Origin of the sequence: Gardnerella pickettii (genome assembly GCF_029226345.1) — a bacterium.
GTDB lineage: Bacteria > Actinomycetota > Actinomycetes > Actinomycetales > Bifidobacteriaceae > Bifidobacterium > Bifidobacterium piotii.
This window is the reverse complement of the sequence record NZ_JAKNCU010000002.1, coordinates 1-25,596: the sequence shown is the minus strand read 5'-3', so window position 1 is coordinate 25,596 and position 25,596 is coordinate 1. Positions and strand designations below refer to the sequence as shown.

At 41.2% G+C, this 25,596-nt stretch carries 22 protein-coding genes and 1 riboswitch; of the genes, 7 read left to right on the top strand and 15 right to left on the bottom strand.

The annotated features are described in order from the left end of the window. Nucleotides 1-206: 206 nt before the first annotated feature. From MAF46_RS05770 to MAF46_RS05760, 3 genes are all read right to left on the bottom strand, one after another. A complete protein-coding gene (locus MAF46_RS05770; RefSeq protein ID WP_004131361.1) occupies nucleotides 207-821 on the bottom strand; it encodes a DUF624 domain-containing protein in 615 nt (204 codons plus the stop codon). Between the two features lie 161 nt (nucleotides 822-982). After that, nucleotides 983-1,816, bottom strand: coding sequence for a carbohydrate ABC transporter permease (locus MAF46_RS05765; RefSeq protein ID WP_004131359.1), 834 nt, complete (start codon nucleotides 1,814-1,816; stop codon nucleotides 983-985). Next, nucleotides 1,813-2,667: a carbohydrate ABC transporter permease gene (locus MAF46_RS05760; RefSeq protein ID WP_004131357.1), complete on the bottom strand. Its 855-nt coding sequence runs from the start codon at nucleotides 2,665-2,667 to the stop codon at nucleotides 1,813-1,815. Before MAF46_RS05760 ends, MAF46_RS05765 begins: the two co-directional genes overlap by 4 nt. 344 nt (nucleotides 2,668-3,011) lie before the next feature. On the opposite strand from MAF46_RS05760, the gene MAF46_RS05755 reads away from it, so the two are divergent. Then, the gene (locus MAF46_RS05755; protein ID WP_004133324.1) at nucleotides 3,012-4,031 is read left to right on the top strand and encodes a LacI family DNA-binding transcriptional regulator; all 1,020 of its coding nucleotides are present in this window, start codon (nucleotides 3,012-3,014) and stop codon (nucleotides 4,029-4,031) included. Between the two features lie 298 nt (nucleotides 4,032-4,329). Here MAF46_RS05755 and MAF46_RS05750 read toward each other — a convergent pair whose 3' ends face one another. After that, nucleotides 4,330-5,673, bottom strand: a complete 1,344-nt coding sequence (locus MAF46_RS05750; protein ID WP_004131351.1) for an ABC transporter substrate-binding protein — start codon at nucleotides 5,671-5,673, stop codon at nucleotides 4,330-4,332. A gap of 152 nt (nucleotides 5,674-5,825) precedes the next feature. Next, entirely contained in the window at nucleotides 5,826-6,611 is a 786-nt protein-coding gene (locus MAF46_RS05745; RefSeq protein ID WP_080573948.1) for a histidine phosphatase family protein, read from the bottom strand. Nucleotides 6,612-6,781: 170 nt separating this feature from the next. Between MAF46_RS05745 and MAF46_RS05740 the strand changes: the two genes are divergently transcribed. Further along, nucleotides 6,782-7,618 (top strand): nitroreductase family protein, encoded by an 837-nt coding sequence (locus tag MAF46_RS05740; RefSeq protein WP_004131346.1) that lies wholly within the window; start codon nucleotides 6,782-6,784, stop codon nucleotides 7,616-7,618. A gap of 56 nt (nucleotides 7,619-7,674) precedes the next feature. On the opposite strand, the gene MAF46_RS05735 is transcribed toward MAF46_RS05740, so the two are convergent. Beyond that, complete coding sequence (locus MAF46_RS05735; protein WP_016839851.1) at nucleotides 7,675-7,941, bottom strand: hypothetical protein; 267 nt, start codon at nucleotides 7,939-7,941, stop codon at nucleotides 7,675-7,677. 297 nt (nucleotides 7,942-8,238) lie between these two features. On the opposite strand from MAF46_RS05735, the gene MAF46_RS05730 reads away from it, so the two are divergent. Next, on the top strand, nucleotides 8,239-9,768 hold the full coding sequence (locus MAF46_RS05730; protein WP_081090809.1) for an aminotransferase class I/II-fold pyridoxal phosphate-dependent enzyme: 1,530 nt from the start codon (nucleotides 8,239-8,241) through the stop codon (nucleotides 9,766-9,768). A 145-nt stretch (nucleotides 9,769-9,913) separates the two neighbouring features. Here the strand turns inward: MAF46_RS05730 and MAF46_RS05725 are convergent, their stop codons facing one another. The 6 genes from MAF46_RS05725 to MAF46_RS05700 form a co-directional block, all read right to left on the bottom strand. Further along, a complete protein-coding gene (locus MAF46_RS05725) occupies nucleotides 9,914-10,969 on the bottom strand; it encodes a LacI family DNA-binding transcriptional regulator (RefSeq protein WP_004133320.1) in 1,056 nt (351 codons plus the stop codon). A gap of 29 nt (nucleotides 10,970-10,998) precedes the next feature. Next, complete coding sequence (locus MAF46_RS05720; protein WP_060785711.1) at nucleotides 10,999-12,378, bottom strand: glycoside hydrolase family 13 protein; 1,380 nt, start codon at nucleotides 12,376-12,378, stop codon at nucleotides 10,999-11,001. A 32-nt stretch (nucleotides 12,379-12,410) separates the two neighbouring features. Beyond that, nucleotides 12,411-13,232, bottom strand: a complete 822-nt coding sequence (locus tag MAF46_RS05715; protein WP_004112888.1) for a carbohydrate ABC transporter permease — start codon at nucleotides 13,230-13,232, stop codon at nucleotides 12,411-12,413. Beyond that, nucleotides 13,232-14,137: a carbohydrate ABC transporter permease gene (locus MAF46_RS05710; RefSeq protein WP_004118115.1), complete on the bottom strand. Its 906-nt coding sequence runs from the start codon at nucleotides 14,135-14,137 to the stop codon at nucleotides 13,232-13,234. The genes MAF46_RS05715 and MAF46_RS05710 overlap by 1 nt, the downstream gene beginning before the upstream one ends. Before the next feature lie 84 nt (nucleotides 14,138-14,221). Beyond that, complete coding sequence (locus MAF46_RS05705) at nucleotides 14,222-15,493, bottom strand: ABC transporter substrate-binding protein (RefSeq protein ID WP_004131339.1); 1,272 nt, start codon at nucleotides 15,491-15,493, stop codon at nucleotides 14,222-14,224. 207 nt (nucleotides 15,494-15,700) lie between these two features. Next, a complete protein-coding gene (locus tag MAF46_RS05700) occupies nucleotides 15,701-15,826 on the bottom strand; it encodes a hypothetical protein (RefSeq protein ID WP_004131337.1) in 126 nt (41 codons plus the stop codon). Between the two features lie 290 nt (nucleotides 15,827-16,116). On the opposite strand from MAF46_RS05700, the gene MAF46_RS05695 reads away from it, so the two are divergent. From MAF46_RS05695 to MAF46_RS05680, 4 genes are all read left to right on the top strand, one after another. Continuing rightward, nucleotides 16,117-17,379, top strand: a complete 1,263-nt coding sequence (locus tag MAF46_RS05695; protein ID WP_032815641.1) for an MFS transporter — start codon at nucleotides 16,117-16,119, stop codon at nucleotides 17,377-17,379. 257 nt (nucleotides 17,380-17,636) lie between these two features. Continuing rightward, nucleotides 17,637-18,308, top strand: coding sequence for a response regulator transcription factor (locus tag MAF46_RS05690; protein ID WP_004131325.1), 672 nt, complete (start codon nucleotides 17,637-17,639; stop codon nucleotides 18,306-18,308). Beyond that, the gene (locus tag MAF46_RS05685; protein ID WP_060785710.1) at nucleotides 18,305-19,465 is read left to right on the top strand and encodes a hypothetical protein; all 1,161 of its coding nucleotides are present in this window, start codon (nucleotides 18,305-18,307) and stop codon (nucleotides 19,463-19,465) included. Before MAF46_RS05690 ends, MAF46_RS05685 begins: the two co-directional genes overlap by 4 nt. A 161-nt stretch (nucleotides 19,466-19,626) precedes the next feature. After that, nucleotides 19,627-19,995, top strand: coding sequence for a hypothetical protein (locus MAF46_RS05680; RefSeq protein WP_060785709.1), 369 nt, complete (start codon nucleotides 19,627-19,629; stop codon nucleotides 19,993-19,995). A 181-nt stretch (nucleotides 19,996-20,176) separates the two neighbouring features. On the opposite strand, the gene MAF46_RS05675 is transcribed toward MAF46_RS05680, so the two are convergent. The 3 genes from MAF46_RS05675 to thiM all read right to left on the bottom strand — a co-directional run bounded on the left by MAF46_RS05675 (nucleotide 20,177) and on the right by thiM (nucleotide 25,173). Next, nucleotides 20,177-21,508, bottom strand: a complete 1,332-nt coding sequence (locus tag MAF46_RS05675; RefSeq protein ID WP_230953882.1) for an ATP-binding protein — start codon at nucleotides 21,506-21,508, stop codon at nucleotides 20,177-20,179. A 438-nt stretch (nucleotides 21,509-21,946) separates the two neighbouring features. Further along, nucleotides 21,947-23,650, bottom strand: a complete 1,704-nt coding sequence (locus MAF46_RS05670; RefSeq protein WP_081090807.1) for a bifunctional hydroxymethylpyrimidine kinase/phosphomethylpyrimidine kinase — start codon at nucleotides 23,648-23,650, stop codon at nucleotides 21,947-21,949. 5 nt (nucleotides 23,651-23,655) lie between these two features. Continuing rightward, nucleotides 23,656-25,173, bottom strand: coding sequence for a hydroxyethylthiazole kinase (thiM, locus tag MAF46_RS05665; RefSeq protein ID WP_060785707.1), 1,518 nt, complete (start codon nucleotides 25,171-25,173; stop codon nucleotides 23,656-23,658). Then, nucleotides 25,162-25,253: riboswitch (TPP riboswitch) on the bottom strand. (Overlaps the previous gene by 12 nt.) Nucleotides 25,254-25,596: the final 343 nt, after the last annotated feature.

The window sequence follows — 25,596 nt, the reverse complement described above, 5'->3', positions numbered from 1 at the left end:
TAACTGTAAAATTACCACCAAAAAATGTAAAAAGAAAGGTTAAAAATACTTGCAAACACTTGAATCAAGAGTATAATAAATATTGATTGTTACTCATGTAGTAACTTCTTTCTCTCTCGCATAGCGCGTAGGTCGCCTGTAGACACGGCTTACGCGCTATGTTTTTGATGTCCTAAGTGAGGCGAGCATCTATGGCGATGTTCGCCTCACTGCGTATTAGCCGCAACGTACTTAGCAAACACGCGCTCCAAAAGCGGCGTGTGGAGCATAATTAAAGACCCCCACCCAAGCAAAAGCAACAGCGGTAATCCTTGCAAAAAATACCTTAGCGAAAGGTACAAAAGCGCAAAGAATACGCAATCAAGCAAAAACATTATAAGCGTTGTGCTAGCGTAGCTAACGCCAAAAATCAGCGAATTAATAAGAGTTCTGCCAATCGAGTTTTCAAAGCGCGCTTGCAATGCAAACACCCACTGCGCAACAAGAATCCACAAAATGCTAATCGCAAACTTTATTATTAAAAGCGGAGTAAGTTGCAAAAAAATCCAAGACCATATAATTACAACTAAAAGTGGCCCTAAAATAGCCCAAATAATAGTTGCCTTAACAAAATTATTCTTAAACGACTTAAAGTAGATTGCTGTTGTGTGCGCCTCGCCACGCTCAATACGTCTAGCTGTCTCGTGAGCGGCCGTAATAGACGCTCCAACCGTTACAAGCGGAATGCTGGTAATAATCATTAGAACAGTAAGCCAGACCGCATCTGCAAACGATTCCATTCCTTGAGCGAACTTAGAATCAGGGCTTCCAAAAGAGATCATTACAACTACTCCCGCCTAATTAAGCAAACTTAAACAAATCTAAAATAACAATACACTATAAGATACGCTTAAACACAAAGATACGCTTAAACACAAATGATGGTGGCTGCAAACACTTGCAACCACCATCATGCGTGCCGAGATTCGAAGGAGAAAAAACCTCAGCCCTTTACCGCACCTGCCATAACACCTTTAATTATGTACTTCTGGCAGATTAGGTAGAAGACTATTATTGGAACAATTGCCATAACCAGGCAGCCCATCATTGCACCCATTTCAACAGAGCCATAGCCGCCCTTCAAATATTGAACTGCAATAGAAACCGTCTTGTACTTGTTCAAATCCAAAGTGAGGTATGGAAGAAGGAAGTCGTTCCAAATCCACATTGTTTGCAAGATAGAAACGGATATAATTGCAGGCCTCATAATCGGCACAATAATCTGGAAGAATATGCGTGGCACAGAAGCGCCATCAATCATTGCAGACTCTTCCAACTCTTGAGGAATGCCCTTTACAACGCCTGTGAAAATAAACACAGCCAAACCTGCGCCGAATCCAAGGTAGATTATCCACAAGCCCCAAGGAGTGTTCAATCCAAGCTTTGTAGTGATGTTGGAAAGCGTGAACATAACCATCTGGAATGGCACAATCATGTTGAACAAGAACAACACGTAAAGAAGCTTTGCAGCCCAATTGTTTACGCGCACAATCCACCAAGCACACATAGAAGTGCAAAGCAGAATCAAAGCCACAGCGCCAATCGTTACAACAATTGTCCACCAGAAGCTCATCAACAAATTCGTGCGGTTAATGCCAAGAACGTAGTTATCAAAACCAATAAACGACTTTGGAGTAAGCGAAAATGGCTCGCTAGCAATATACACCTTTGACTTAAAGGAGTTCATAAACACTAACGCGATTGGGAAAATCCACAGCAAACTCACTACAGCAAAAAGCGTGGTCCAAAGCGCAGGATGCTTAGTCTTCTCGTTCATGCTGCCACCTCCTTAGAAGTTGTCAACCTGTTCTGAATCAAGGCAATAACGGCAACAATAATGAAGAATATAACTGCCTTTGCCTGACCGACGCCTTCACCATTGAGTCTTCCATAGAATGTGTTGAAGATGTTTAATGCAAGCATCTCCGACTTTCTAGAAGGAGCACCATTAGTCAACGCCAAGTTCTGATCGAATAGCTTGAATCCGTTTGTAACCGTTAAGAACGTGCAAACCGTAATAGACGGCATCATAAGCGGGATTGTAATCTTAAACAGCGTCTGCGTTGGGCTTGCACCATCAACGGCAGCTGCCTCAATAACGTCTCCTGGAAGCGCTTGTAAGCCAGCAATGTAAATAATCATCATGTAGCCGATTTGCTGCCAGCATATCAAAAGAACCATGCCCCAGAATCCGTACGTTGCAGAATACGTAATAGCACGGCCAAAGTAGCCCAAGATGCCATTAAGCACTACCTGCCAAACGTAGCCCAGAACAATGCCACCAATCAAATTCGGCATAAAGAATACCGTACGGAATAGGTTGGAGCCTTTAAACTTTTTTGTAAGCATGTAAGCGATTGCGAATGCAATAACATTAATAACAATTGTTGTTACAACCGTAAAAGCTGTTGTAAATACTAGCGAATGAAGGAAGTGTGGGTCGCGCAAAGCCTTGCGATAATTGCGGATTCCAACAAACTTTCCGTCAGTAACAGTATGGAACTTAGTAAAGCTAAGATACACGCCCATTACAAATGGCACTAAGAAGCCAATTACAAATGCAGCAAACGTTGGCAGAGCGAATAACGCCCACCATTTGCGTATTGCTTTTCCACTCATATTAATCATGATTCGTCACTTTCTCCTCCTTGAGTACGCGCCTGTGCGAGCGGCCGCGCTCGAACCAATACTTTTATCTTACTACATGCAACCACAATGTCAAACGTTGTCATTTTTTGCATGTCGCCACTTAAGAAGGCAAAAATCAAATGTGAAAAAAATCCCTATTTTTGGCGATTTTACGGCAAAACCTGCTATTATTGTTCGTATTGCAAACGTTTGTGTAATGAGCGCAAATAAGCACGTGAAAATTCTCATATGCAACACTGCTCATATACTAGCGTTGCATATGTTTTAACAATATTAATGAAGATATTGAGTAAACATTTTGCTGTGCGAATAAAGGAGTTCAAATGCCAGCTAATATTCAAGACGTTGCCAACCAGGCGCATGTATCTGTATCCACTGTTTCTAGATCTTTTACGCGCCCAGACTTGGTTTCCGCAGCAACGCGCAACAAAGTATTAGCTATTGCCGAAAAACTAAACTTTTCAATATCTAGATCCGCAGCGGCACTAAAATCTGGCAAAACACTAAGAGTTGCACTTCTTCTTAGCGACAGCATTCGGCTATGGTTTAGCGCGTCGATTATACAAGGCCTAAATCAAGTTCTTCACCCAGCAGGCTACGACCTTTCAATCTTCCAAATATCCAGCAGCCAAGAGCGCGCAGAGTTCTTTAGCATGCTGCCAACTCGCAGAAACGCAGACGCTGTAATCGTTTGCTCCTTCGACGTAAACAAGTCGGAAGTAGCTTCTCTAAAGGCCACTGGCGTGCCAGTCTTAGGTATAAACTGCTTAAATCCTATGGATTGCGATTTTGACGCAACGATTAACATAGACGACGATCAAGGCGCGCGACTTATGGCACGTCATCTTATTGGACTAGGGCACAAAAACATTGCCTACATTCGCACAAACCGCGATATCTCACTGCATTTTAGCGTTTTGCAGCGCTACCACTCTTTTATTGACGAATGCAAAATCAACGGCATTACGCCTACAGAAATCGTTGCACCCGAAGGATTAGATAGAATAAGCTCAATCGTCTCTTCCCTTTTAAGTAACGTAAATGTTCCTACGGCGATTGCATGCCAAGAAGACGGAATAGCAATTCCGCTTATGTTCCAGCTTTCTAGAAGCGGATACAGCACACCTGGAGACGTTTCAATTATTGGTTTTGACGATAGTTTTTACGCTAGAGAAACAGGGCTTACGACTATTCGTCAAGACCCTGCAGAAATGGCAGTAGACGCAGCAAAAATAACTTTGTCTTTGATTAATGGCGATTATTTAAGCGAAGAATGCAAATATATTACCATTCCAGCACAGCTTATAGTTAGGTCAAGCACAAGTCAGCTTGAAAACAATTAAGACCATTCTTAGACTTAAGACTATTAGACTAAGGTCATTCTTCCAATAAAGCTATATCTAACTCGATCCATACCTAACTCAAGCTATATCTCACTCAAGCCACACCTAACTCAGGACGCATCTCACTAAAGCCACAACTTACTAAAGATAATTCTTAAAATAAAAAGAGCCTCAAACCATTAGGCTTGAAGCTCTTTTACTTGTCACTAATGCACTGTGCTAATGCAATTACAAAAATGACATATTAAATTATGAATTTAATAATCCAGTTTTAACCCAATTCTTAGGATTAATCGGATTAATCCTGATCTTCGTGAGCTTGAGCAACTTCCTTAGCCCAATTGTCAACGAAAGCGCTCTTAACCTTATCCCACTTGCCAGTGCCCTGAGCATACTCAAGCAAAGCGGAGCCAAGATCGTTCTTCCAGTTGTCAGATGGCATCATAGTGAAGTTCCAGCTTACAGGAGTCTTGCCAGACTGAGCGTCTTCAACAGCAGCAGCAGTCAAAGGATTCTCAGACTTCATATCTGCAAAGCTCTTGAACGGAGTGGTGAAGCCCATCTTCTTAGACATAGCTTCCTTGCCGTAATCAGAGGTAAGAACCCACTTCAAGAAGTCCTTGGTTGCCTTCTTGTTGGCATCCGAAGTCTTCTCGTTAATGCACCAATAGTTCTCGGAGCCAGTAGCCAAGCCTTGCTTCTCTTCGCCCTTAGCACCAATGTAGATTGGGAGCATGCCAAGGTCTTCGGCCTTCATGCCAGCCTTCTGCAAGTCGGTCCAAGCCCAAGTACCATTCTGATAGAACACAGCCTTACCAAGAGAGAACTCGGAGTTTGCATCCTCGCCAGTCTTAGAGCTGAGCTGAGTTGCAGGAGTTGTGGAATCAGTAATGTAAAGATCAAAGATCTTCTTGTAGCCATCAAGGAACGTGCCCTTAATCTTTGCTGGCTGCTTGGTAACCTTGTCTGCCTTGAACTCGTAGTACAGAGGAATGTTTGCAAGGTGAGTCTTAAAGCGCCAATCAGAGCTGGAATCGAAGCCAGCAGAAGTGAATGCACCATCAACACCAAGCTCACCCTTACGAGCCTGAATATCGTCTGCAACAGCCTTGAGCTTATCGAAGGAGTTAATCTCTTCAGCAGACTTTACCTTAGCATCCTTAAGCTCCGTGTACTTCTTTAACAAAGCCTTGTTGTAAATCAAGCCGTAAGTTTCCATTGCGTATGGAACGCCAACAACCTTGTCTCCATCCTTAAGAGCAATATCCTTGTTTTGAAGCTGCTTGTAAAGCTCGGTATCCTTAAGATCTGCAGTGTAATCCTTCCAGCTTGCGTAGCCAACAGGGCCATTCACCTGGAACAGTGTAGGCGCTTCGTTGCCCTTGCTGATTTCGCTCTTAAGGGACTGCTCGTAAGTGCCAGAAGCAGCGTTCTGAACCTTTACAGGAATACCAGTCTTCTTGGTGTATTCCTTAGCAACTTCCTTCCACTGATCAGCAGATTCTGGCTTAAAGTTAAGGAAGTAAACCTTGCCCTTATCGGAAGAATCCGAAGAGCTAGAACCGCATGCAGCGAGCGCACCGAATGCCATTGCGGAGCAAGCTACAAGCGCAATTGTTGACTTAATTGTACGATTCATCATCGAACCTTTCTCCTATGCCGTCGGCCTACCTTTTGGCCGCCGCACCCCTAGGTGCCCTTTCGACATTTTTTATTATGCCTCAAATGCAAAAATATTGCAAACGATAGCAGCGTTGATATGGTGGCGTGTCGTATATCTAAAGCAAGCAAAAATCAGCAATTCCAGCGAACGATTACACGATCGCCCTTATAAGTTCCAAGAGCGCTGTAATGCGCGGTGTCTAGTCTAAGTAAGCGCGCCTGCTGTGCATCTACACCAAGCCATCTGGTTGCTAAAATCCTAAGAATGTGCGCGTGAGCTACAATAATCACATCCTTGCCGCTTTTAAGTTTTGGCAAAACAGAGTCGATTATTTTTTGAGTACGATTAGAAACTTCTTGTAAAGATTCGCCATTAGAACGCACGACTTTTACTGTTTCGCCACTTGGAAGAATCTCTTGGCAAGAATCCGACATAAAATCTGGAAGAGCTTTAGGGCCATCCTTCCAAACATCCCATGACTCAACGCCGCTTAGAGCGGACACATCTTTTCGAGTGCGCCCCTCTGCACAGCCGTAATCCCACTCGGCAGCATATTCTAGCGGCGTGCAATGCGAAAATCCTGCTAGTTGAGCTGTAAGACGCGCACGAATAAGCGGGCTTACAAACTGGCAATCCTCGCTAAAACCGTTTGGAAAAGCTTGACGAATCCTGGCGCCTGCGCTTATAGCTTGATTGCGGCCAACTTGTGTTAGTGGAATATCGGTTCTACCTGTATGCTGGCCAGATTCACTCCAAGCAGTTTGGCCGTGGCGCAAAAGCACTAGTCGCCCTTCGGGCGCTCCCGAACATGTTGCTGGAACATCTTGAATCGCGTACGAATCCGTTGTATCTGTTGCATCCGTTGTGCACAAATCGCCATTAACTTTAATGTCAATATTGTTCAAACCGTTCAGCATATCCAACGCCGCCTTAGCACCACCATTCTTAGCTTGCGCTTGGTGCATTAACGCAAGCATTTATCAAGCGGCTTCGCTGCCAACTTGTTCACTCGTACATTTATAACACTTTTATAACACTTCTACATGCCAATTTCTAATTGGTATTTCGTTACCATTAACATAAAAATATGACGTCAACTAAAAGCAACGCACAGAACAGCGAGCAAAACAGCAAGCAAAATAATGCGCAGAACGCATACGCAAATCAAACTATTCAAACGCTTCTTAATCGCAGATCTATACGAGCTTTCAAAAATGAGCCAATTAGCGAAGATGTTGCAAAAACATTGGAAGCAGCAGCACAGCGCGCAGCTTGCAGCCAGTTTTTGAACGATTGGTCTGCAATCAAAATCACTAGCAAAGATCTTAAACAAAAACTTTCTAAACTTGGAAATCAAACTTACATAGCAACAGCGCCACTTTTGTATGTTTTTATTATTGACCAGCACAGAAATGCCGCTATAGCGCGCAAAAACGGCATTGATGCAGACGGAAGCGATTTTACTCTTAAAACAGGCTACAGATTCTCGCAATCGCAAAACGACGCCGTTCTTGCACTACACGCAATGGAAACAGCCGCAGAATCGCTTGGACTCGGTTGCGTAATCCTTGGTTCAATTTTGAATAATATTCCAGATTTAATTGAACTTTTGAAGTTGCCAAAATACACGTATCCAGTTCTTGGGCTTGCAATTGGCAAGCCAGACCAAGGGCCAGAATTAAAGCCGCGCATGGACTCGAGTATGCAATTCTTTGAAAATGAATACCCTAGCAGCGATGAAGTTGTGATTGAAAAACTTGCAGACTTCGACGAAAGAGTGCATAAATACTACGATTTGCGTAATGCAGATAGGCCAGTGGACGCATTCAGCGCACAAATCACAAAGCTTGCTGTAGATTCTGGAGCTAAAAACCATAGTTGCGAATCGCAGCTTAATGCGCAAGGATTTACTTTTAAGTACTGATTTATTGACTTTCTGATTTATTGATTTTTAAGCATTAATTACTAAGCAATAATTATTTAACGAAGACGCGGCTTATATCCGCGTTTTCTAGACTTAGGTTTGGTTGTTTCAAACCGCGAGCGCATATCACAATACTTACGAATCGCAGGATTTGAATGCGTTAAATGCCAACTTCCACAATAATCACATTTATAAACCCACAGCTTTGCTCCGCGTTCCGTAAAACTTTTATCCGCTGCCATAAGAGCCTGCCCTTTGTTGGCATACATTATTTTTTGAGTAGATTCACATCTGCGCGGAGTAAAGAAATACATGTAACCCATAGTATCACCGCAATAAACTGCGTTGATTCGCAAACAATCATATTCCAGCAAATCAAAATAAGTTCAATTTAATGTCTTTTTAGTTCAATTCTTAATTATTGCTCAGCCAGAATTTGGTCAAAATTCAAAATAAATTCAATTTTAGGCTTGCGAAATGAGTTTTGACGCGTAAAATTGTCTTTTAATCGCCTCAAAGTTCAATTTATAGCTTATATTTTGAACTTTGTTGTAAATTTGTTCAATTTACGAACGCTGATTTTATGAGCTTCTATAAGATGGCATAAAGGAAGACGGATTATGGCACAGAATTTTGCAAACGACCTTAAAAAGGCCATGAAAATCAAGGGATACAAGCAGATTGATGTAATCGAGCTTGCAGCAAAAAACGGCCATAAACTTGGCAAAAGCCAGTTAAGTCAATATTTAAGCGGCAAAACTGAACCTCGCAAAGACGTGCGAGATATGCTTGCACAAATTCTTGGAATTAGCGACGACGGAATCAAAGGTGGGCATTCCTGCGCAAAAACCGCGCAAAAGTCGCAAGCAGATTGCAGCGATCAGCACGAGGAAAATCGCCCATTAACAGAAGATGAGCTTTCTGAAGCACTCAAAAATAGAAACTTCAACAAATCCACCAAACTTGAGCACGTGCTCTACGACGTTCGCGGCCCTGTTGTAGAAGAAGCAAACCGTATGGAAGCAAATGGAACGCATATTTTAAAGCTCAACATTGGAAATCCTGCGCCTTTTGGCTTCCGCGCTCCAGACGAAGTGATTTACGATATGCAACAGCAGCTTATTGACTGCGAAGGCTACTCGGATAGCCGCGGACTTTTCTCTGCACGCAAAGCGATTATGCAATATGATCAGCTTAAGGGCATTCCAGGAGTGCAAATGGAAGATATTTATACTGGCAACGGCGTTTCCGAGCTGATTAATCTTTCTATGCAAGCGTTGCTTGATTGCGGCGACGAGATTCTTATACCAAGCCCAGACTATCCGCTGTGGACTGCGTGCGCTAGCCTGGCTGGCGGCACTCCTGTGCACTACATGTGTGATGAAAAGTCGCATTGGTACCCAGATATTGCCGATATTCGCTCTAAAATCACGCCTCGTACTAAAGCAATCGTGATTATTAACCCGAATAATCCTACGGGCGTGCTGTATAGTCGCGAAGTTTTGGAAGAGATTGTTAAGGTTGCGCGCGAGTTTAATTTGATTATTTTTGCAGACGAGATTTACGACCGTCTTGTTATGGACGGCAAGAAGCATATTTCGATTGCTTCTCTTGCTCCAGACGTGTTCTGCGTAACTTTTAGCGGACTTTCTAAGTCGCATATGATTGCTGGCTTCCGTATTGGTTGGATGAGTCTTTCGGGAGATAAGTCCAAGGCTCGCGACTACATTATGGGTCTTAACATGCTGTCTAATATGCGCTTGTGCTCGAACGTTCCTGCACAGTCAATTATTCAGACTGCTTTGGGCGGATACCAAAGTGTTGAAAAGTATTTGGAGCCAGGCGGACGCGTGTACGAGCAGCGCGAGTACTGCTATAACGCGCTTCAGGAGATGGACGGCGTAAGCGTTGAGCGGCCAGACGCTGCTTTCTACATGTTTGTAAAGCTCGATCCTGCTCGCTACAACATTCACGACGACGAGCAGTTTGCGCTTGATTTGCTGCGCGATCAGAAGTTGCTGATTGTGCATGGAAAAGGCTTTAATTGGCAGACTCCAGGCTACTTCCGCGTAGTCTACTTGCCGCGCTTGCAAACGCTTCGCGACGCAATGAGTAAACTCTCCAGCTTCCTCTCCTACTATCGCCAGTAGAATCATAATTTTTACATAAACAAAAAATATGACTATTTCTGGCACTATTCCAGAAATTATGAATATAGTGCCACGCTAAAAAAATTTAACGTAGCACTATATTTTTCATAGGAGGAAGGAATCAAAGTATTTACTAAGCAACCTGTTATCTTATAGATGCTACTGGGCCAATCGACTCACGCAGCAGCACAGTAATAGGTAGACATACGTGACGGGATGATGCGCGTTCATACCCAGCATTCAAAGTTTCTACTATATATTCAGCAGCTAAACGTCCTTTAGCTGTAACAGGCTGTTTAACTGTTGTCAACGGTGGATTACTACATGCAGACTCATCTATATCATCAAATCCTGTAACAGAAATATCGCGTGGAATTTGCAAACCAGACTGTCTAGCAGCGTCCATTACTCCAAACGCAATAACATCACTAAAACAAATGAATGCAGTTGGTAATACAGAATTATTTTGTTTTATTTGCGCAAAAGCTTCTTCTCCTCCAGTACGAGTACATGGCACTTCAATAACATTTTTCTTATCGACCAGTGGAGCTATTCCATTCTCTTCTAAAGCAGAAATCACACCATCAATACGGCGACGAATTGTTCCATGCCAAGAAAGATACCCATCATCATTGCCTGATTCTGGAGAAATCACCACAAAATTGCGATGACCCAATGAAATAAGATGCCCAGTTAATTCTTTCATAGCGCGCGACTCATCAATATTGATACTCGGAGCCTGGCTATGTACTTCACTGTCAACAATCACAAATGGCTTTCCTTGCTGCATAAGAGCTTCAACTTCACCACGATCTTCTTCTAAACCAGTTACTATAAAACCGTCAACGGCAGCATAAGGAATTGCTTTTAACATAGAATTACGAAGTGGAGGCACTAAAAGAAGCGTCAATCCCTCTCGCTCACAGATTTGCCCAATACCCTGAATAAATTCCGAATAGTATGGATTTTCTAGCACTCGCCCTAATTGCTGCGGTAGTAACAATCCCAAACTATTTGTCTTTTGAGTTCTCAGCATATAAGCAACAGGATTACGCACATATCCTAGTTCCTTTGCAACTGAAAATATGTGTTCTACAGTTTCTGACGATAAGCGATCAGGAGTATTATACGCAAAGGAGACAGCAGATTTAGAGACACGCGCTGCATCAGCAATATCCTGCATTGTAATTTTCTTTCCCATGCTTCACACTTCTTACTTCTACATTATTTTTACTGTTGAGCCTGCAATACGATCATAGAATTATCTTTATTAGGGCGCCAACTATCTCCAACAGTTACACCATTTATAATTCGCCAATTATGATTTTGCAATTGTTGAGGTAGCTTCGATGAATTATACTCTAATAAATTACTACGTGAAATAATCATCAAAAGAGATTCTTCCTTATGATCTCGCGAAATAATGACAGTATCTTCATCAACAGCGTAACAACTTTGCGTACCCCTTCGCAACGCAATATGATCACGCCGCAATGCATTTAATTGAACAATTGTACGGAATATTTCAGCATTTGTATCAAGACTATCCCACTGCATACCAGAACGGCACCCAGGATCATTATCGCCAACCATACCAAGTTCATCACCGTAATAAATCATCGGAGCACCTTCGCAGGCAAACATGCAACAGTAGGCAGCTATGCAATCCTTAGTATTATTTTGATGCGCAGTTAAAACACGCTCAGTATCGTGACTACCCAACAAATTCATCATCCCATGGTGATATCCATACGGTATGCGCTCCTGCAAACGGTTAATACCGTTAACAAAATCGTATGCATTGAACCGCTTCGTTGCAGTAAAACCTAAAACTAAATCACGCAGAGTATAATTCATTGTGCTATCGGTAGTGTCTCCTTGCAGCCATTGAGCGGGGTCTCTCCATTCTTCAGCTATCAAACATAATTCTGAATTTTTTGCTTTAACAACTTGCCTAAAATCCTGCCAAAATTCTGGATAAATAAAATATGGAACGTCAAGACGATAACCGTCGATACCTTGATCAATCCAATATCTCGCAACATTAAAATGATGCTCACGCACCTTTGGATTAAACACATTCCACTTCGGTAGATATTCACAACCAGAACAGGTTTTATAATTAGGTACAGGCAATGACTTAACTGGAAAGTTTTTCACTGAAAAATAATTAACATATTCTGAATTCTCTTCATTTTTAACAACATCTTGAAACATCCAATGAGTTTTACCACAATGATTTAAAACTGCATCTAGTACTATACGTATATTCCGCTTATGCGCTTCATCTACCAATGTATGGAAATCTTCAAGAGTTCCTAAAAGTGGATCGATTTTAAAATAATCGTTTGCATCATAACGATGATTTGTTGCAGCAGAAAAAATTGGATTCAAATAGAGCGCATTGCAACCTAAATCATGAATATAATCAAGTTTTTCTGTAATTCCAGCAATATTACCACCTAAGAAATTCTCACGCGTAGGCTCAGCATCCCATGAGTCAAGCGGCACATGACCTTCAGTTAGCATACCGTAGCCTTCACAACGATAGAAACGATCAGGAAAAATCTGATAAAATCTTGCATCAGGTAACCACTGTGGTATAGACATAATAAACCCCATCCTTAATTTTTCTACAATTTCTAATCTTTCATACCAGTATTGGCAATTCCTCTAACAAGCGCACGTTGGAAGAAAAGGAACACAATAATACTTGGTATTGTTGCAGTCAAAGTTCCTGCCATCAAATAATTCCAAGAGGTTCCGTAACGCCCTACGAAGGATGCTAAACCAATCTGAATTGTACGAGTTTCATCCGTATTCGTAACCAATAATGGCCAAAGGAAATCATTCCACGCAAAGAGAAAACTAAAAATACCAAGCGTCGCAAACGCTGGAGACGACAATGGAACGATTACTTTGAAGAATATTCCAAACCTGCCACAACCGTCAATGCGCGCTGCCTCATCAAGCTCTCGAGGAATTGTTGCAAAATATTGGCGAAGTAAAATAATGCCAAACACATCTGCAAGTCTAGGAACAATCAAAGCATACAGCGTATCGACCCATCCCAAATTAGCGACTATCTCATAAGACGGAATAACAATCACAAAATTAGGAATCATCAATGCAGAAAGCAGCAGAATGAATATTGTTTTCTTCAAAGGAAATTCTAATCGCGCAAAAGCGTAGGCGGCAAAGGCATCAAATATTAAATGTCCTACAACAATTCCTACCGTCATCAATAGCGTATTCCAATAATATTGCGCAAACGGCGCCGCTTGCCACGCATGAATATAGTTTTCCCAATGCCATGATGTAGGAAAAATTGAAGTATTCGTGTATGTTTCAGCACGCATTTGCAAAGAAGTAGTGAACATCCACAAAAATGGAATGATTACTGTTGCTGAACCTAAAATCAGAATCGCATGACGCGCCAAACGCGACCATAATGATGATTTCATTATTCTTCTCCTTGTGCTCCAGAAACTTTCCATTGAATCATCGTCACGCCTAGCACTAGCGCAAGCGTAATGAACGCTATTGCTGTTCCATAACCAAAATCACCGAGCTTGAACGCATCACGATACATCATCATGCCAAGCACTTCCGTACCTCCGCGAGGACCGCCACCAGTGAGCATGTATGCAAGGTCGAAGGATTGGAAGCTCGTTACTAATGCCTGAACTACTACAAAAAACGTCATTGGAGACAGCAATGGGAAAGTAATCTTCCATAATTTTTGCCACCCAGTAGCTCCATCTAATGCAGCCGCTTCATACACGCTTTTTGGCAATGCTTGTAACGCAGTTAAATACAAAATAGCGTTAAAACCAATATTTTTCCACACGGTCAAAAGAATTAATGCAATAAGCGCAAGCCAACGATTTTGTAACCAATCTGGTCCGTGTATATTGAATTTCATCAACACACTGTTCACGAATCCAGAAGGATCGAGCATATATTTCCACACAATGGCTGCAGCCACAGAAGATGTAACCACTGGAAGGAAGTAAATACTACGATAAATACTCCTACCTCGTATAGGCGCATCAAGCAAAAGCGCGAGCAACAATCCAGTCAGCACACTTAATACACATACACCAGCAGCATAAATAACCGTTACCATTAAGCTGTTGAAAAACTCAGGATCTTGGAAAAGACGAACATAGTTTCCCAAGCCAATAAATTTCTTTTCTGGAGAGAACCCATCCCACGATGTTAGTGAAATATATACAGCAGACAACACAGGGTACAGCACGAAACCACCAATAATAAGCACTGCTGGCAACAAGAATACCGCAGCACATATTACTTGATCTTTCTGGTAGTGCCTGTGCGCAGACTTGAGAAAATGACGTTTTTTCATTACATACTCCTTGATGCAAAGAACTCCGATAGCTGAGTCAACTTCATTTCCTTTGACCCAGCTATCGGCACAGTATTTATGCAATCAGCCTTTGGCAATCACGTCGTTTACTGCCTTTTCAGCATTCGCAAGCGCTTCGTCAACACTCTGCTCTCCAGCGAAAGCCTTCTCCACAGCCTTTGCAAATTCAAAGGAAATCTTTGGATACAATGGCGTATTTGGACGCGTATGAGCAATCTCCATTTGTTCCACAAACGGAATTAAACGAGGCTGTTCCTTCTTAACCCAATCCAAATACTTATCAGACTTTGCAACACTCTTCGTTACAGGAAGCATGCCAGTCTTTTGCGACCACTTGATCACCTGTTCTGGCTGCAAGAACCAGTTCAAGAATTCGCCAGCAGCCTTGGCACGAGCGTCAGAATTATGGAAGACGATTGCTTGTTCACCACCGAGATTAGTCGCTTCCTTGCCATCCTTTGGATGAGGAGCTTTCGCTACACCGAAATCAAATGGTGGATCTGGCGCCCAGATGCCAACCATCCAGCTACCTTCCTGAGCAGAACCACCCTTGCCCTTTTCAAATTCGCCCCACTTAGCATATGGGCTCACGCCGCTCTTTATAAGATCCATCCAGAAGTTCATAGCCTTCTTGCCTTCTGGCGTATTGAATGCAGCCTTAGAATTATCCTTCGTCAAGAATTCGCCGCCAGCTTGCCACAAGTTGACCTGGAAGTTCCAAGTTAAACCTTCGCCGTTATCTCCTGCTTGAGTAAGCAAATCATACCCTGGCTTGCCTGTCTTTTCCTTGATTGTCTCGGCAACTTTCTTCAACTCATCCCATGTTTGTGGTGGTTTGTTAGGATCTAACCCAGCTGCTTTATAAACGTCCTTGTTGTACATGTACGCAAGATTATTGGCAGTAACTGGCACAGAAACTTGTTTGCCGTCAATATGACCATAGTCAATCAATGCAGGAGTCACATCATCGAGCGTTTTCGAGCTGATAACCTTAGAAAGATCAGTCAAATTGCCCATTTTTGCAATCTGTGGCACCCATACCAAATCACTTATAGAAATATCTGGCAAACTCTTCGACGAAGCCGATGCACGAAGCTTCGTCATAAAATCAGAATTCGGAACGCTCGCAGTCTTAATCTTAATATTTTTATGCGAAGCATTAAAATCCTTCACCATTGCATCAAAGGTATCGGCATTAGCGCCATCCCAATAATGCCAAATGGTAAGCTGTGTTGAGCCATTAGCGTCGGATGATTTTGCACTACCACACGCACCTGCGCTAATAATCATTGCAGCAGCACCGATTAATGCACATATTTTTGTAAGTTTCTTCATTGTAACCTTCTTTTTATCTGCATATGTTAACTTGCACTCATTTTGCATTTAGAAAATGGGTGACGAACTATTCTCTAAAGCATCAGAAAACAAACTAGTAATTTTTTTATTCTTTGTTGTATGACTACATAACAAGCAAACAGTTTTTTAATTGCCGCAAACACTGGCTCATATAAATCTACATGTCATGTTCACAAAGACACCAAATCAAAAATGCACGCTTGTTTCTACCTCCTCCCCTCCAACTCCGAAGACATTATCTTTAAATACCCACTGTTTGTCATCAAGCAATGCCTTAAATTGGAACTTTTTACCTTTAGGTATTCTTTCCATTTCAGTCTCCTTTGAACTGCAATGCTAAACTCTTGTAAATCAATTTACTACATTGTTAAACAAACGTCAATCCCTTAAAATAATTACACGTTATCTACTTGCCGCGCTTGCAAACGCTTCGCGATGCAATGGGCAAACTCTCTAACTTCCTCTCCTACTATCGCCAGTAGCCGCAACCCCTGCCTATAACACTCATTTCACTCACAGTCCAGAAAAAGGTGTATATCAAAAGGCATATATTATTCAGAATATGAAAGACATTCATAACATGAAAGAAAAAAGAGAAGGAAATGAACGCTTCGGCACGAATTCGCACAACTCTTATTATTGCCGTTTTATCGCTTAATGCTTTTCTTTTAACAAGCTGTAGATTTGGCGTGAGTCTATATCTTTTAATGCATGTCGACTTATCTCACGCAGCACTTAACGCGGTATCGGTAGCACTTATGACCTGCATAGCAGCACCGCTTGGCGGCATTATCGCAGATAAATATCCACCAACTAGATTGTTTATAGCGCTAACGTTCTGCTTTGCCTTGTTGTGTACTGGATATGGTTTCGCTTTAGTAGCACAGCATAATCTTATTGCTATTACGGTTACGCTACTCGGCATAATATTCGGATTCTTTACTGCATTTTCTTCACCTAATCAAAAAGTATTGATGGCGTATAGCGTACCGACTGGCGAAAAAACCAAATTTTTAGCAAGCATGCGTATGTGGATTAATCTCAGCAGGCTTGCTGCACCTGCAATCACTGGCATATTTGTTGATATATGCAATCCGCTCATTTTCTTTACGAGCATTGCTATTGTGATGATACTAGCGGCGCTACCTCTGCTGTTAGTTAATCTAAACCAGCAAGCACAAAATAGCGCAAACAATACGAAGACAGGAAGCAATAAAACTGCTGGTTTTGCAGCTTCTCTACACTATATGAAATCTACACCATGGTTAATAGTCTTAGGAGTAGTATCAGCATTACAATCTGGATCATGGCTTGCCGCATTCAGACTAATGGGAGCACACCATTGTCTCACACTTTTTCATTCGGCATCCACGTGGGGATCAATAGTCAGCATATTTAACATTGGCATGATTGTAGGTTCAGTATTATGCAAATATATTGTGCTTCATTATGAGATTTTATACTCTATTTTATTACCTGGATTCCTTTCTATTCCTTTACTTATTTTCGCGCTTAATAATTGGATTGCTCTTTTTCTTTGCTCTGCTTTCATTGCAGGTATTATTTTTGACGCCACTATTGTCTATGGGCAAACAGCTCTTCTCGACGGCATACCAACACGCATTCTCGGCGCGACTACTACTTTTACTTCCATTATGGAGCAATGCGGCATTATCGTAGGGTATGCAAGCGTACTAGCATGGGGAAATCTAAATTCATCATTATTCATAATGATTGCTTCTGGCGTAATACTTGTTTCAACAGGTATAGCCTTATGGATTATTCAAGCTCGTAAACAAACATACCCATCAATGCTTACCAAAGATTATTGGACACCATCAACATGGGTAAAAAGAAGCATATAACAAGCTATTTAGCGCGAAAGCGCAATAAAGCTATACAAATGCACACGGCATTATTCACTCAGCCATTGCCAAGCCTCAACCACATTGCTTTGAATCACTAAGCTTTAAGCGAACTTATTCGCTGCGGAGTAACCCCCGTAAGCTCTCAGCGCCTGCCTTTATAAGATTCCCTTTGTAAAGGTTTTCCTAGACAAGATATTCATCATACAAATTCAAGTATTATTATTACTTAAATAATGCTTTTCTAAAGGAGCAATATGATAGCAAAGCATATTACTGTTGGCATTGTTGATGATGATTGTTTTTGTCTACACGGCCTAAAAACATATATTGAACAGGTTGTTCCGTCCTGCAATATTTGCTGGTTGTCAACATGTGCCGATCAAGCAATTCAGTTTTGTCAAAATCGATGCCCAGACGTGCTGCTAATTGACATGTATATGTCTGGGGTTTCGGGAATTAAAATATTATACGAATTGCGAAGAAGACACTCGCTCCCAATAATAATTGCTATAACTTCATTTCCTATCAACGATTATGCATTAAAAGCATCGGCAGCAGGCGCGCAAGGCATTGTTGGGAAAAACCACCCAGAAACTATTTGCGCTATGCTTAGCAGTATTATCCAAGGCGCGTTCAAGCCGCAAATAATAGGCGATCTTCATTTTGACGACACGATGACAGCATTTCAACGTTTGCAAAATAAGCCAAAAAAGGGACGCCTTGCTTTAACGGATCATGAGACTGAAATTGTAAAGTTGTGCAGTAAAGGCATGACCAATGCGCAAATCGCTAAACGTTTATTTGTTGAAACTTGTACTGTGGAAACTATCCTTCGTCGCGTGTTCAAAAAGTTGAATGTGACGAATCGTTCACAACTTATTACCACATGGCTGCATGATGAATATTTAGGAAATGATACACAATGATTATTTTCTTAATGCGTCGTTTGCGAGAAAAGCTTATTGACAATAAAACATTTTTACTATTGGGATGTTTGTCGAGCGCAATGGATGCATATATTTACTCAAATAGCGACAATGGCACAATACAACTTGTTATAGTTTACATGATTCTTGCTGCTATGAATCTGTTCCTTTGCTTGCTCCCGCATTTTATGAGCATGTGCTATATTTTTGTGCACCTCAGCATTCTTGTTATTCCTAGTCTGAATCTCCCACCAGTAACTTTCGGGCTCATCATATCATTTGTTTTTATTTCATATTTATATCCGATTCAATTTACACTACCTTTATTCTTAGTAATAGATGCATTACACTACGTTGCATACCGATACCTATCAACTTTGTCTTTCAAGTATCTTATTGCTTACCTTTTAATAAATATATTTTGCGTTTGCACTGGTATTATTTTGCGCATTTATCACCAAAAAATGGTTCTTTATGAAAAAGATAGGCAAACAATTAATAATCTTAATTTGGCTGTGCGAATGCACGATAAATTAACTAATAAGATTGCAGATATTGCACTACAAAGTAAAATAGCATTACTTGACAAGTCTATTTCTAAAAAGCAACGAGAAGCTATTGAAGAAATAAATGATTTGGCAGATCAGGCTTTTGAAGAAGGTCATAATATTATCGACATTCTACGTGGAAATACTGCTAAGCATGATGCTCGAAGCGAGTTCATTCAGCGCATTGAAGATACGCTACAAATGAACGACTCAATCAATGAATCATGTGGATTAAAAGGAAGATCCATATGCAATATATCTAGTAACGATATTCCTGAAGACATTAGCGATGAAATCATCTGTGAAGTTATTGAATTAATCGAAGAACTATATTTGAACATTCGAAAATATGCTTCTTTAGTTTATTACATCAGAATTTCGATACGCGAAAAACAAATTGTTATAAAACAGTTCAATGTTCGATTTTTGGGCAAGAAAAGTAAAGATGTGATTCGCGCAGTATCTCAAAAAGGGCTTCTGCTTCATCGCGATACCCTAAAGCATTTAGGCGGTTCACTTTATTTTCGAGCCTTTGGCAAGTATTGGGAATGTAATGCAGTTATCCCTTTCAAAAATGAACATAACCGTATAAATAGTATACTTTACTGATTCAGTTTAAAAGATTAATGAATCTTGAGTAGTTTTAATTAGTAATTATTTGTAAAGGTTTTCATATACAAGATATTGTTTACCTTTTAGCGCGACATTAATTTATAAATTGTAAAGGTTTTATATACACAATTATTTTCTTGTATTAGAAGGAGAAGAATATGAGTAATTTAGAAGATACAAAAGCACAAATTCCGTCCGTATTTTGGACAATAGCCAATGGCGTATTTCTTGCTAGCGGAATTGCGCTGATTGTAATGCGTAATGATTATCTATGGGGAGTGCCTCAAATTATCGCTGGATTATTTGGTCTTGCAACCATATTTCTCATTAAAAAACCGTGGTGCGCGCAACTATATTTTATCGTATCCTCACTAGCTGTAATAGCAAATGGACTTATGGAAATATTCGGCATGATCCACGGATCTGGATACGGTTATGTTCCGCTGATTATTGGCATAATCGTGCTTTTATTTATAGGCCTTGACAAGGATGAAAGTTCAAAAGCTCTTGGCATAGCCAAAAAATAAGTAAAAGCATTAGACTGCGATTTTAACTTAAAAACATATCGCAATTTTCAAAGGTCAAGTTGTAGCCATGTATCCTACGACTTGGCCTTTGATTATTTATCTGTTAATGATTTGTTTTGCATAGAGTTTATACACTACTGAGCAACTTGCTTGTGCATAGCCCCAGCCGCATTGCATTAAATCACCGCTTAAGGCTATCTTCGTTAAGCAAAAAATCAAATAGGTCCATGGTGATTACTCCACGATTATCTCTTGTAACATGCAACCCATTTTTCGTAACTACTATCTTTTTGAAAGAATTATCAATATAGTAAAGCGAGCGCTTTTCTTGCAATGATTTTTCTTCCGTCGTCATAGCGAGCGCAGATTGTATATAATATTTTTCACTTCCCAAAGTAGCAATAAAATCTATTTCCAAAGATTTTTGCGAATAAATATCATGGTTATTTTTATCTTTTCGACCAGTATTTTCAGCAATATTCATTTCGCCAATATCCACGTTATATCCGCGATATCTTAACTCGTTGTATATAACATTTTCCATAATATGCGACTCTTCGATTTGCCTAAAATTAAGTAAAGCGTTGCGTACACCAATGTCTTCAAAGTAGATTTTGAACAAGGAATCAATGTATTTTTTGCCCTTAATATTGTACTTTTGAGCTTTGCTTACAAGAAAAGCATCACTGTAGTAGTCTATGAAACGACTAACAGTTTCTGAAGTAATTTCTCCATATCCGTGGCTAATAAACGTGTTAGAAAGTTTTCTTGGGTTAACAGGAGCGCCTATTGACGAAGCTATTACTTGCAAGGTTTCAGAAAGAGCCTGCTCTTTTCGCACGCCGTTTCGTTGAACTACATCTTTCAAATAAGTTTCTTTAACAAGATTTTCAAGATATTTTATTTGTTCCTCAACATTTTGCATTCTAGCTACAAGCGGTATTCCGCCAGTAACAATGTAATCTGCCCAAGATTCCGAAACCGTTTTGCTAGAACTTTCCATGTATTCGGCAAAAGTAAGAGGTTGCACGTGAACTTCTGTGCTTCTCCCCTTAAATTCAGTAACAATGTCTGATGAAAGAAAACGGGAGTTAGATCCAGTAACATATATGTCTAAATTTGCATGCCTTAAGTAACTGTTAAGTGTGCCAACAAAATTGTCAAGCAATTGCACTTCATCGAGGAAAATGTAAAACTTATCACTATCATTTATTTGCGACGCAATGTAGCGACGGAACACTTTAGCATTGATAATGTAACCAAGTTTTTTATCTGCGATTTTTACTGGCTCGCCATTTGCGAATGACTCAAGACGATCAATATCTTCGTCTGCATCAAATGCAAACCGAATAATATTATTCTGCAAAACACCTTGAGAAATAAGAGAATTATAGAACAGCTCGTTAAGAATGAACGATTTTCCCGCGCGACGCACACCAGTAATGATTTTAACCAGGCCATTCCAACTAAGCTGGTTAAGTTTCTTTATGTACCTTTGACGATTGAAAATCATTCGCATTCCCTTTCCATCCACTTCTATCTTCAATTTAGCAAAGTACTTTGGGTTTTGCAAGATAGAATTAGTGAAAATATGGCATATTTGGCAATTCTATTTGATATTTTCCAAAGTACTTTGAGTTTTGCAAGATAGGCAGATAGGGAGATAGAAATAAGAAAATATGCAGATAGGAAAATATGACTAGCGAATTTAGGCAACTTTTTACTACTCACGATTTAAGTTTTAAGCAAATTTAGGTCTTAAGCAAGTCGACTGTGCATTTGCGCTACTCAGAAAATCAACAATAACAGACATAGATCAGTAATAGACATGCGTATTACAAAAATGCGCTGATGCTTTGACGCGTCTTCAAATCTTCTAGATTTTGTTAATAAAGACAAAGTCAACGCATCAGCGCTATCAAGTTATCAAGCTATCAAGCTATCAAACCATCTACCTCAATGCTCTATGAGCTTGATTAAAGAATTCATACTCGTAAATGCATGAAGTCATATATGCTTGAGCAGCAAGAATTCTAGCCTTTGGTCCAGCTTCTTCAAAAGCTCTCTCAACAAATTTGACTGCCATTCTTACACCTGACTCAAAATCATGAGAAGAATACATTGAAATCCAATCATGATATGGGTTTCCAGGAGTATTATTTTTGACTAAAATCTGCCCCACTTCTTCATAAAGCCAATAGCATGGCAATATGGACGCAGCTCCAATCACGTAGTCTTCTGCCATTGTAGAAGCAAGTAAGTGATTTACGTAAGCTAATGTTACTGGCGAGCAAGACGCATCAATGCTTATATTTCTGCTTCCAAGCCAATCTCTGTGCAACTGCGATTCCGCTTCTATGCACATAGCTGCGCCCGTAGCCCAATGCACTCTAGCCTCATTATCTGGCGTTTTAGCTCCAACAGCAGCTAGCGCGCGCGAATAACGCTTCAAGTATTCGGAATCTTGACTTATGTAGAAAGCAAACAAGTCAGAGTCAAGCGTTCCATTGCCTAAAGCCTTAATAAATGGCATTTTCATAATGTTGTTATCAACATCTGCGCTAGCATCCCATAACGCTTGAGTCCAAGGACCACACGGCTCCACATTTGGCTTTCTAGCCTTGCTATGAGCTTTTACGACTACGCTTTGTGGAGTTAATCCGTCTAAGCCATTAGTTTGCATATGCTCCCAAGGAGTTGACGAAGAATCTAATTCCAAACGATAATTACGAGCCGCATGATTTACAGGCCCATGACCTTTGCCAACATGCAAATCTTTACCGCAAGCAATAGCCTCATTAAGCCATCTTGATGACCATGCTAAAGCATTCGCTACAGTACTGTAATCGCTTAGTTGCTTTCCTTCGCGCAACGCCAATCCTATGCGCGTAGCGAGCGAGGAAGATAACGAGCAGCCAGTGCCATGCGTTGTTGTTGTATCAACTCTAGGGCAAGGAACGTGCACTCTGTGACCATCTGGGAACACAACAGTATTTCCAGCATCTTCGCTTGTTAAGTGGCCGCCTTTAACAATAACAATAGTATTGTTTTTTGCACTCCACTCGCTTGCTTGAGCATAAGCTTCTTCAAAATTAGATGCAGGCTGTTTATCGCATAATACTGCGAGTTCAGGTATGTTTGGCGTAATAACATCCGCAAGAGGCGCAAACTCGCGCATCGCATCTTCTGCAGACTTTTCAAGCAGCCTATCTCCCGAAGTTGCTACCATCACTGGATCTAACACAACAACAGGAACAGGATGATTTTTAAGCCAATTTTGAACTAGACTAATATATGACTTGTCTCCAAGCATGCCGATTTTTACAGCATCAACAGTTACGTCATCAAATACTGCTTCTAGTTGCGCTTGCAAAAAGTCGGTTGGAGGAGTATAAACTTCGCGCACACCGCAAGTGTTTTGAGCAACCAAATTAGTTGTTACACACATTCCAAATCCATGAGACGCTGTAATTGACTTTAGATCAGCTTGGATTCCAGCTCCGCCTGTTGGATCAGTTCCAGCAATGCTTAGTACGCGTGGAATAATCGGGTCTTCTAAAGATGGCAAAGAAGATGGCCTTAGACTTGAATCATATAATTGCGAAATTGATTGTGAAGTCGCTTGCGAAGTCTCTTGCGAAAATTGATTATTCATTATTTTTATTCCTTTGTAATAGCATCGCGTAATTTATGTGCTTCTTCGCAAGGATCTTGCGCAAGCATTAGAGCAGATACTACGCATAAACCATCTATTGAAGTGCTTTTAATAGGGAATACCGTATTTTCGTTAACGCCGCCAATTCCGAGCGTACTAATGCCGAGTTCTTTAGCGCGTTTAGCAATCTTTTCTACTCCTTCAACACCTAAAGCAGGAGCAGCGTCTGGCTTAGTGGCAGTAGGCCAAATCGGACCTATTCCAATAACATCAGGCAATGCCACATTTTCTTTAGCACATTCGTTATAAACGTAATCTAACTGTTCTAACTTTTCTATAGAAAGCCCAACCATCCACTCTGCAGGAATAGACTTACGCGCTTCAATATAAGGCGTATCTGTTTGACCAACATGCAAGTTGAATCCTAAGCTTTTAGCGCAATCTATACGATCATCAACAAAAATCGGCACGTCTCCGCAACCATTAGCAAGCATTTTGTCTCGCAAGCTTTGAGCTTTATTATTAAAAGTTTCGCTATTTGCGTACTTATCGCGCAATTGAACTACGCTTGCTCCGCCTTTAACGCAATCAACTGCAATATCTTCTTCGGCTCGATTGCTCATCTTTGGGTCTGTTATAAAGTATAAAGACCAATCAACAGGGTCGAGTTCAAATTCAATATTCGCTAGTTTCAGCATCTCGTCTGCGCTCAAATCCATAAGCGCATCCATCCATAATGTTCTAAATGTACCTGGCGATGTTGAGCGTTGCGCTGCCCAAGTTCCTGCTGCAGCAGCGTGCACGTGAGCGGCAACTGTTGCTGCAAAAGGTCGATTTCGATTTGCTCCAACGTATGCTGCCACCAATGCGCCAAGAGAGCAGCCCGTGCCGACTACTTTCGTCATTATTTCGTGGCCGCCAGAAACTCGTGCCGAGCATCCGTGACCATAAATAGCGTCTTTTTCGCCAGAAATAGCCACTACCGAGCCATAAAGTTTAACTAGCTTCTTAGCAGCTGCAACTGCTGAATCAACGGAGTCTCCAGCGTCTACGCCTTTACCGCCGCTTTCTTCTCCAGCTAAGCCTAAGATTTCGGAAGCGTTTGCACGAATTACAGTAGGATGACTTTTAACGATTTCGCGCGCGTATTGCGTGCGTGGAGCTAAACCGCCAACTGCAACTGGGTCAAGAACCCATGGAGTGTGTGATTTTACAGCTCCGCGAATTGCAGCATCCATAGATTCTTTGTCTACTGGCCTGTAGGTTCCAATGTTTACTAATACACCAGATGCGATTTGAGCAAATACTTCAGCTTCTTCTGCATCTACGACCATTGCTGGCGATGCTCCAGCAGCTAGCAGAACGTTTGCAGTTATTTCTTGAACAACATTATTCGTTACGCAATGTGTTAGCGGATTTTTTGCGCGTAAAGCTTCGATGCATTCACGTACATCTTGAACGAATTGCTTGCAACGAGCATTAGTTGAGAATTCACTATTTTTAGAGCACGACACAGTAGTCATGATTTTCCCTTCGCTAGTACTAACTAGATCAGGTTCAACGGGTATAATCTCAGCGCTTTCGCGCACCCCGAACCCATATTTGACTATATATGTTCGTTATGACGTTATTTACGCGCGCGACGACATACCTTTTCGCTTAGAGCGTAGCGCGAGAGGCGCTTTGACTGAGCTTGAAATTGCATAACGCATTTCAAGCTCCTTCAAAGCGTGATTTGGCATGTAAAGTCCAGTGGACTTTACATGCCAAATCAGCCGAGCGGCTACTAATAGCCGTGAGGAATAGCGCGCTGTAACGCGCGAACGAGGACCTTCCATGTAGTGCGTTTGTATAACGACACGACGTAAATCAAGTACAATCGCACTACAAGAATACGAGCGTGTTAAGCATTAAAAAAAAAGCGGGGAGTTGAAACTCCCCGCTAG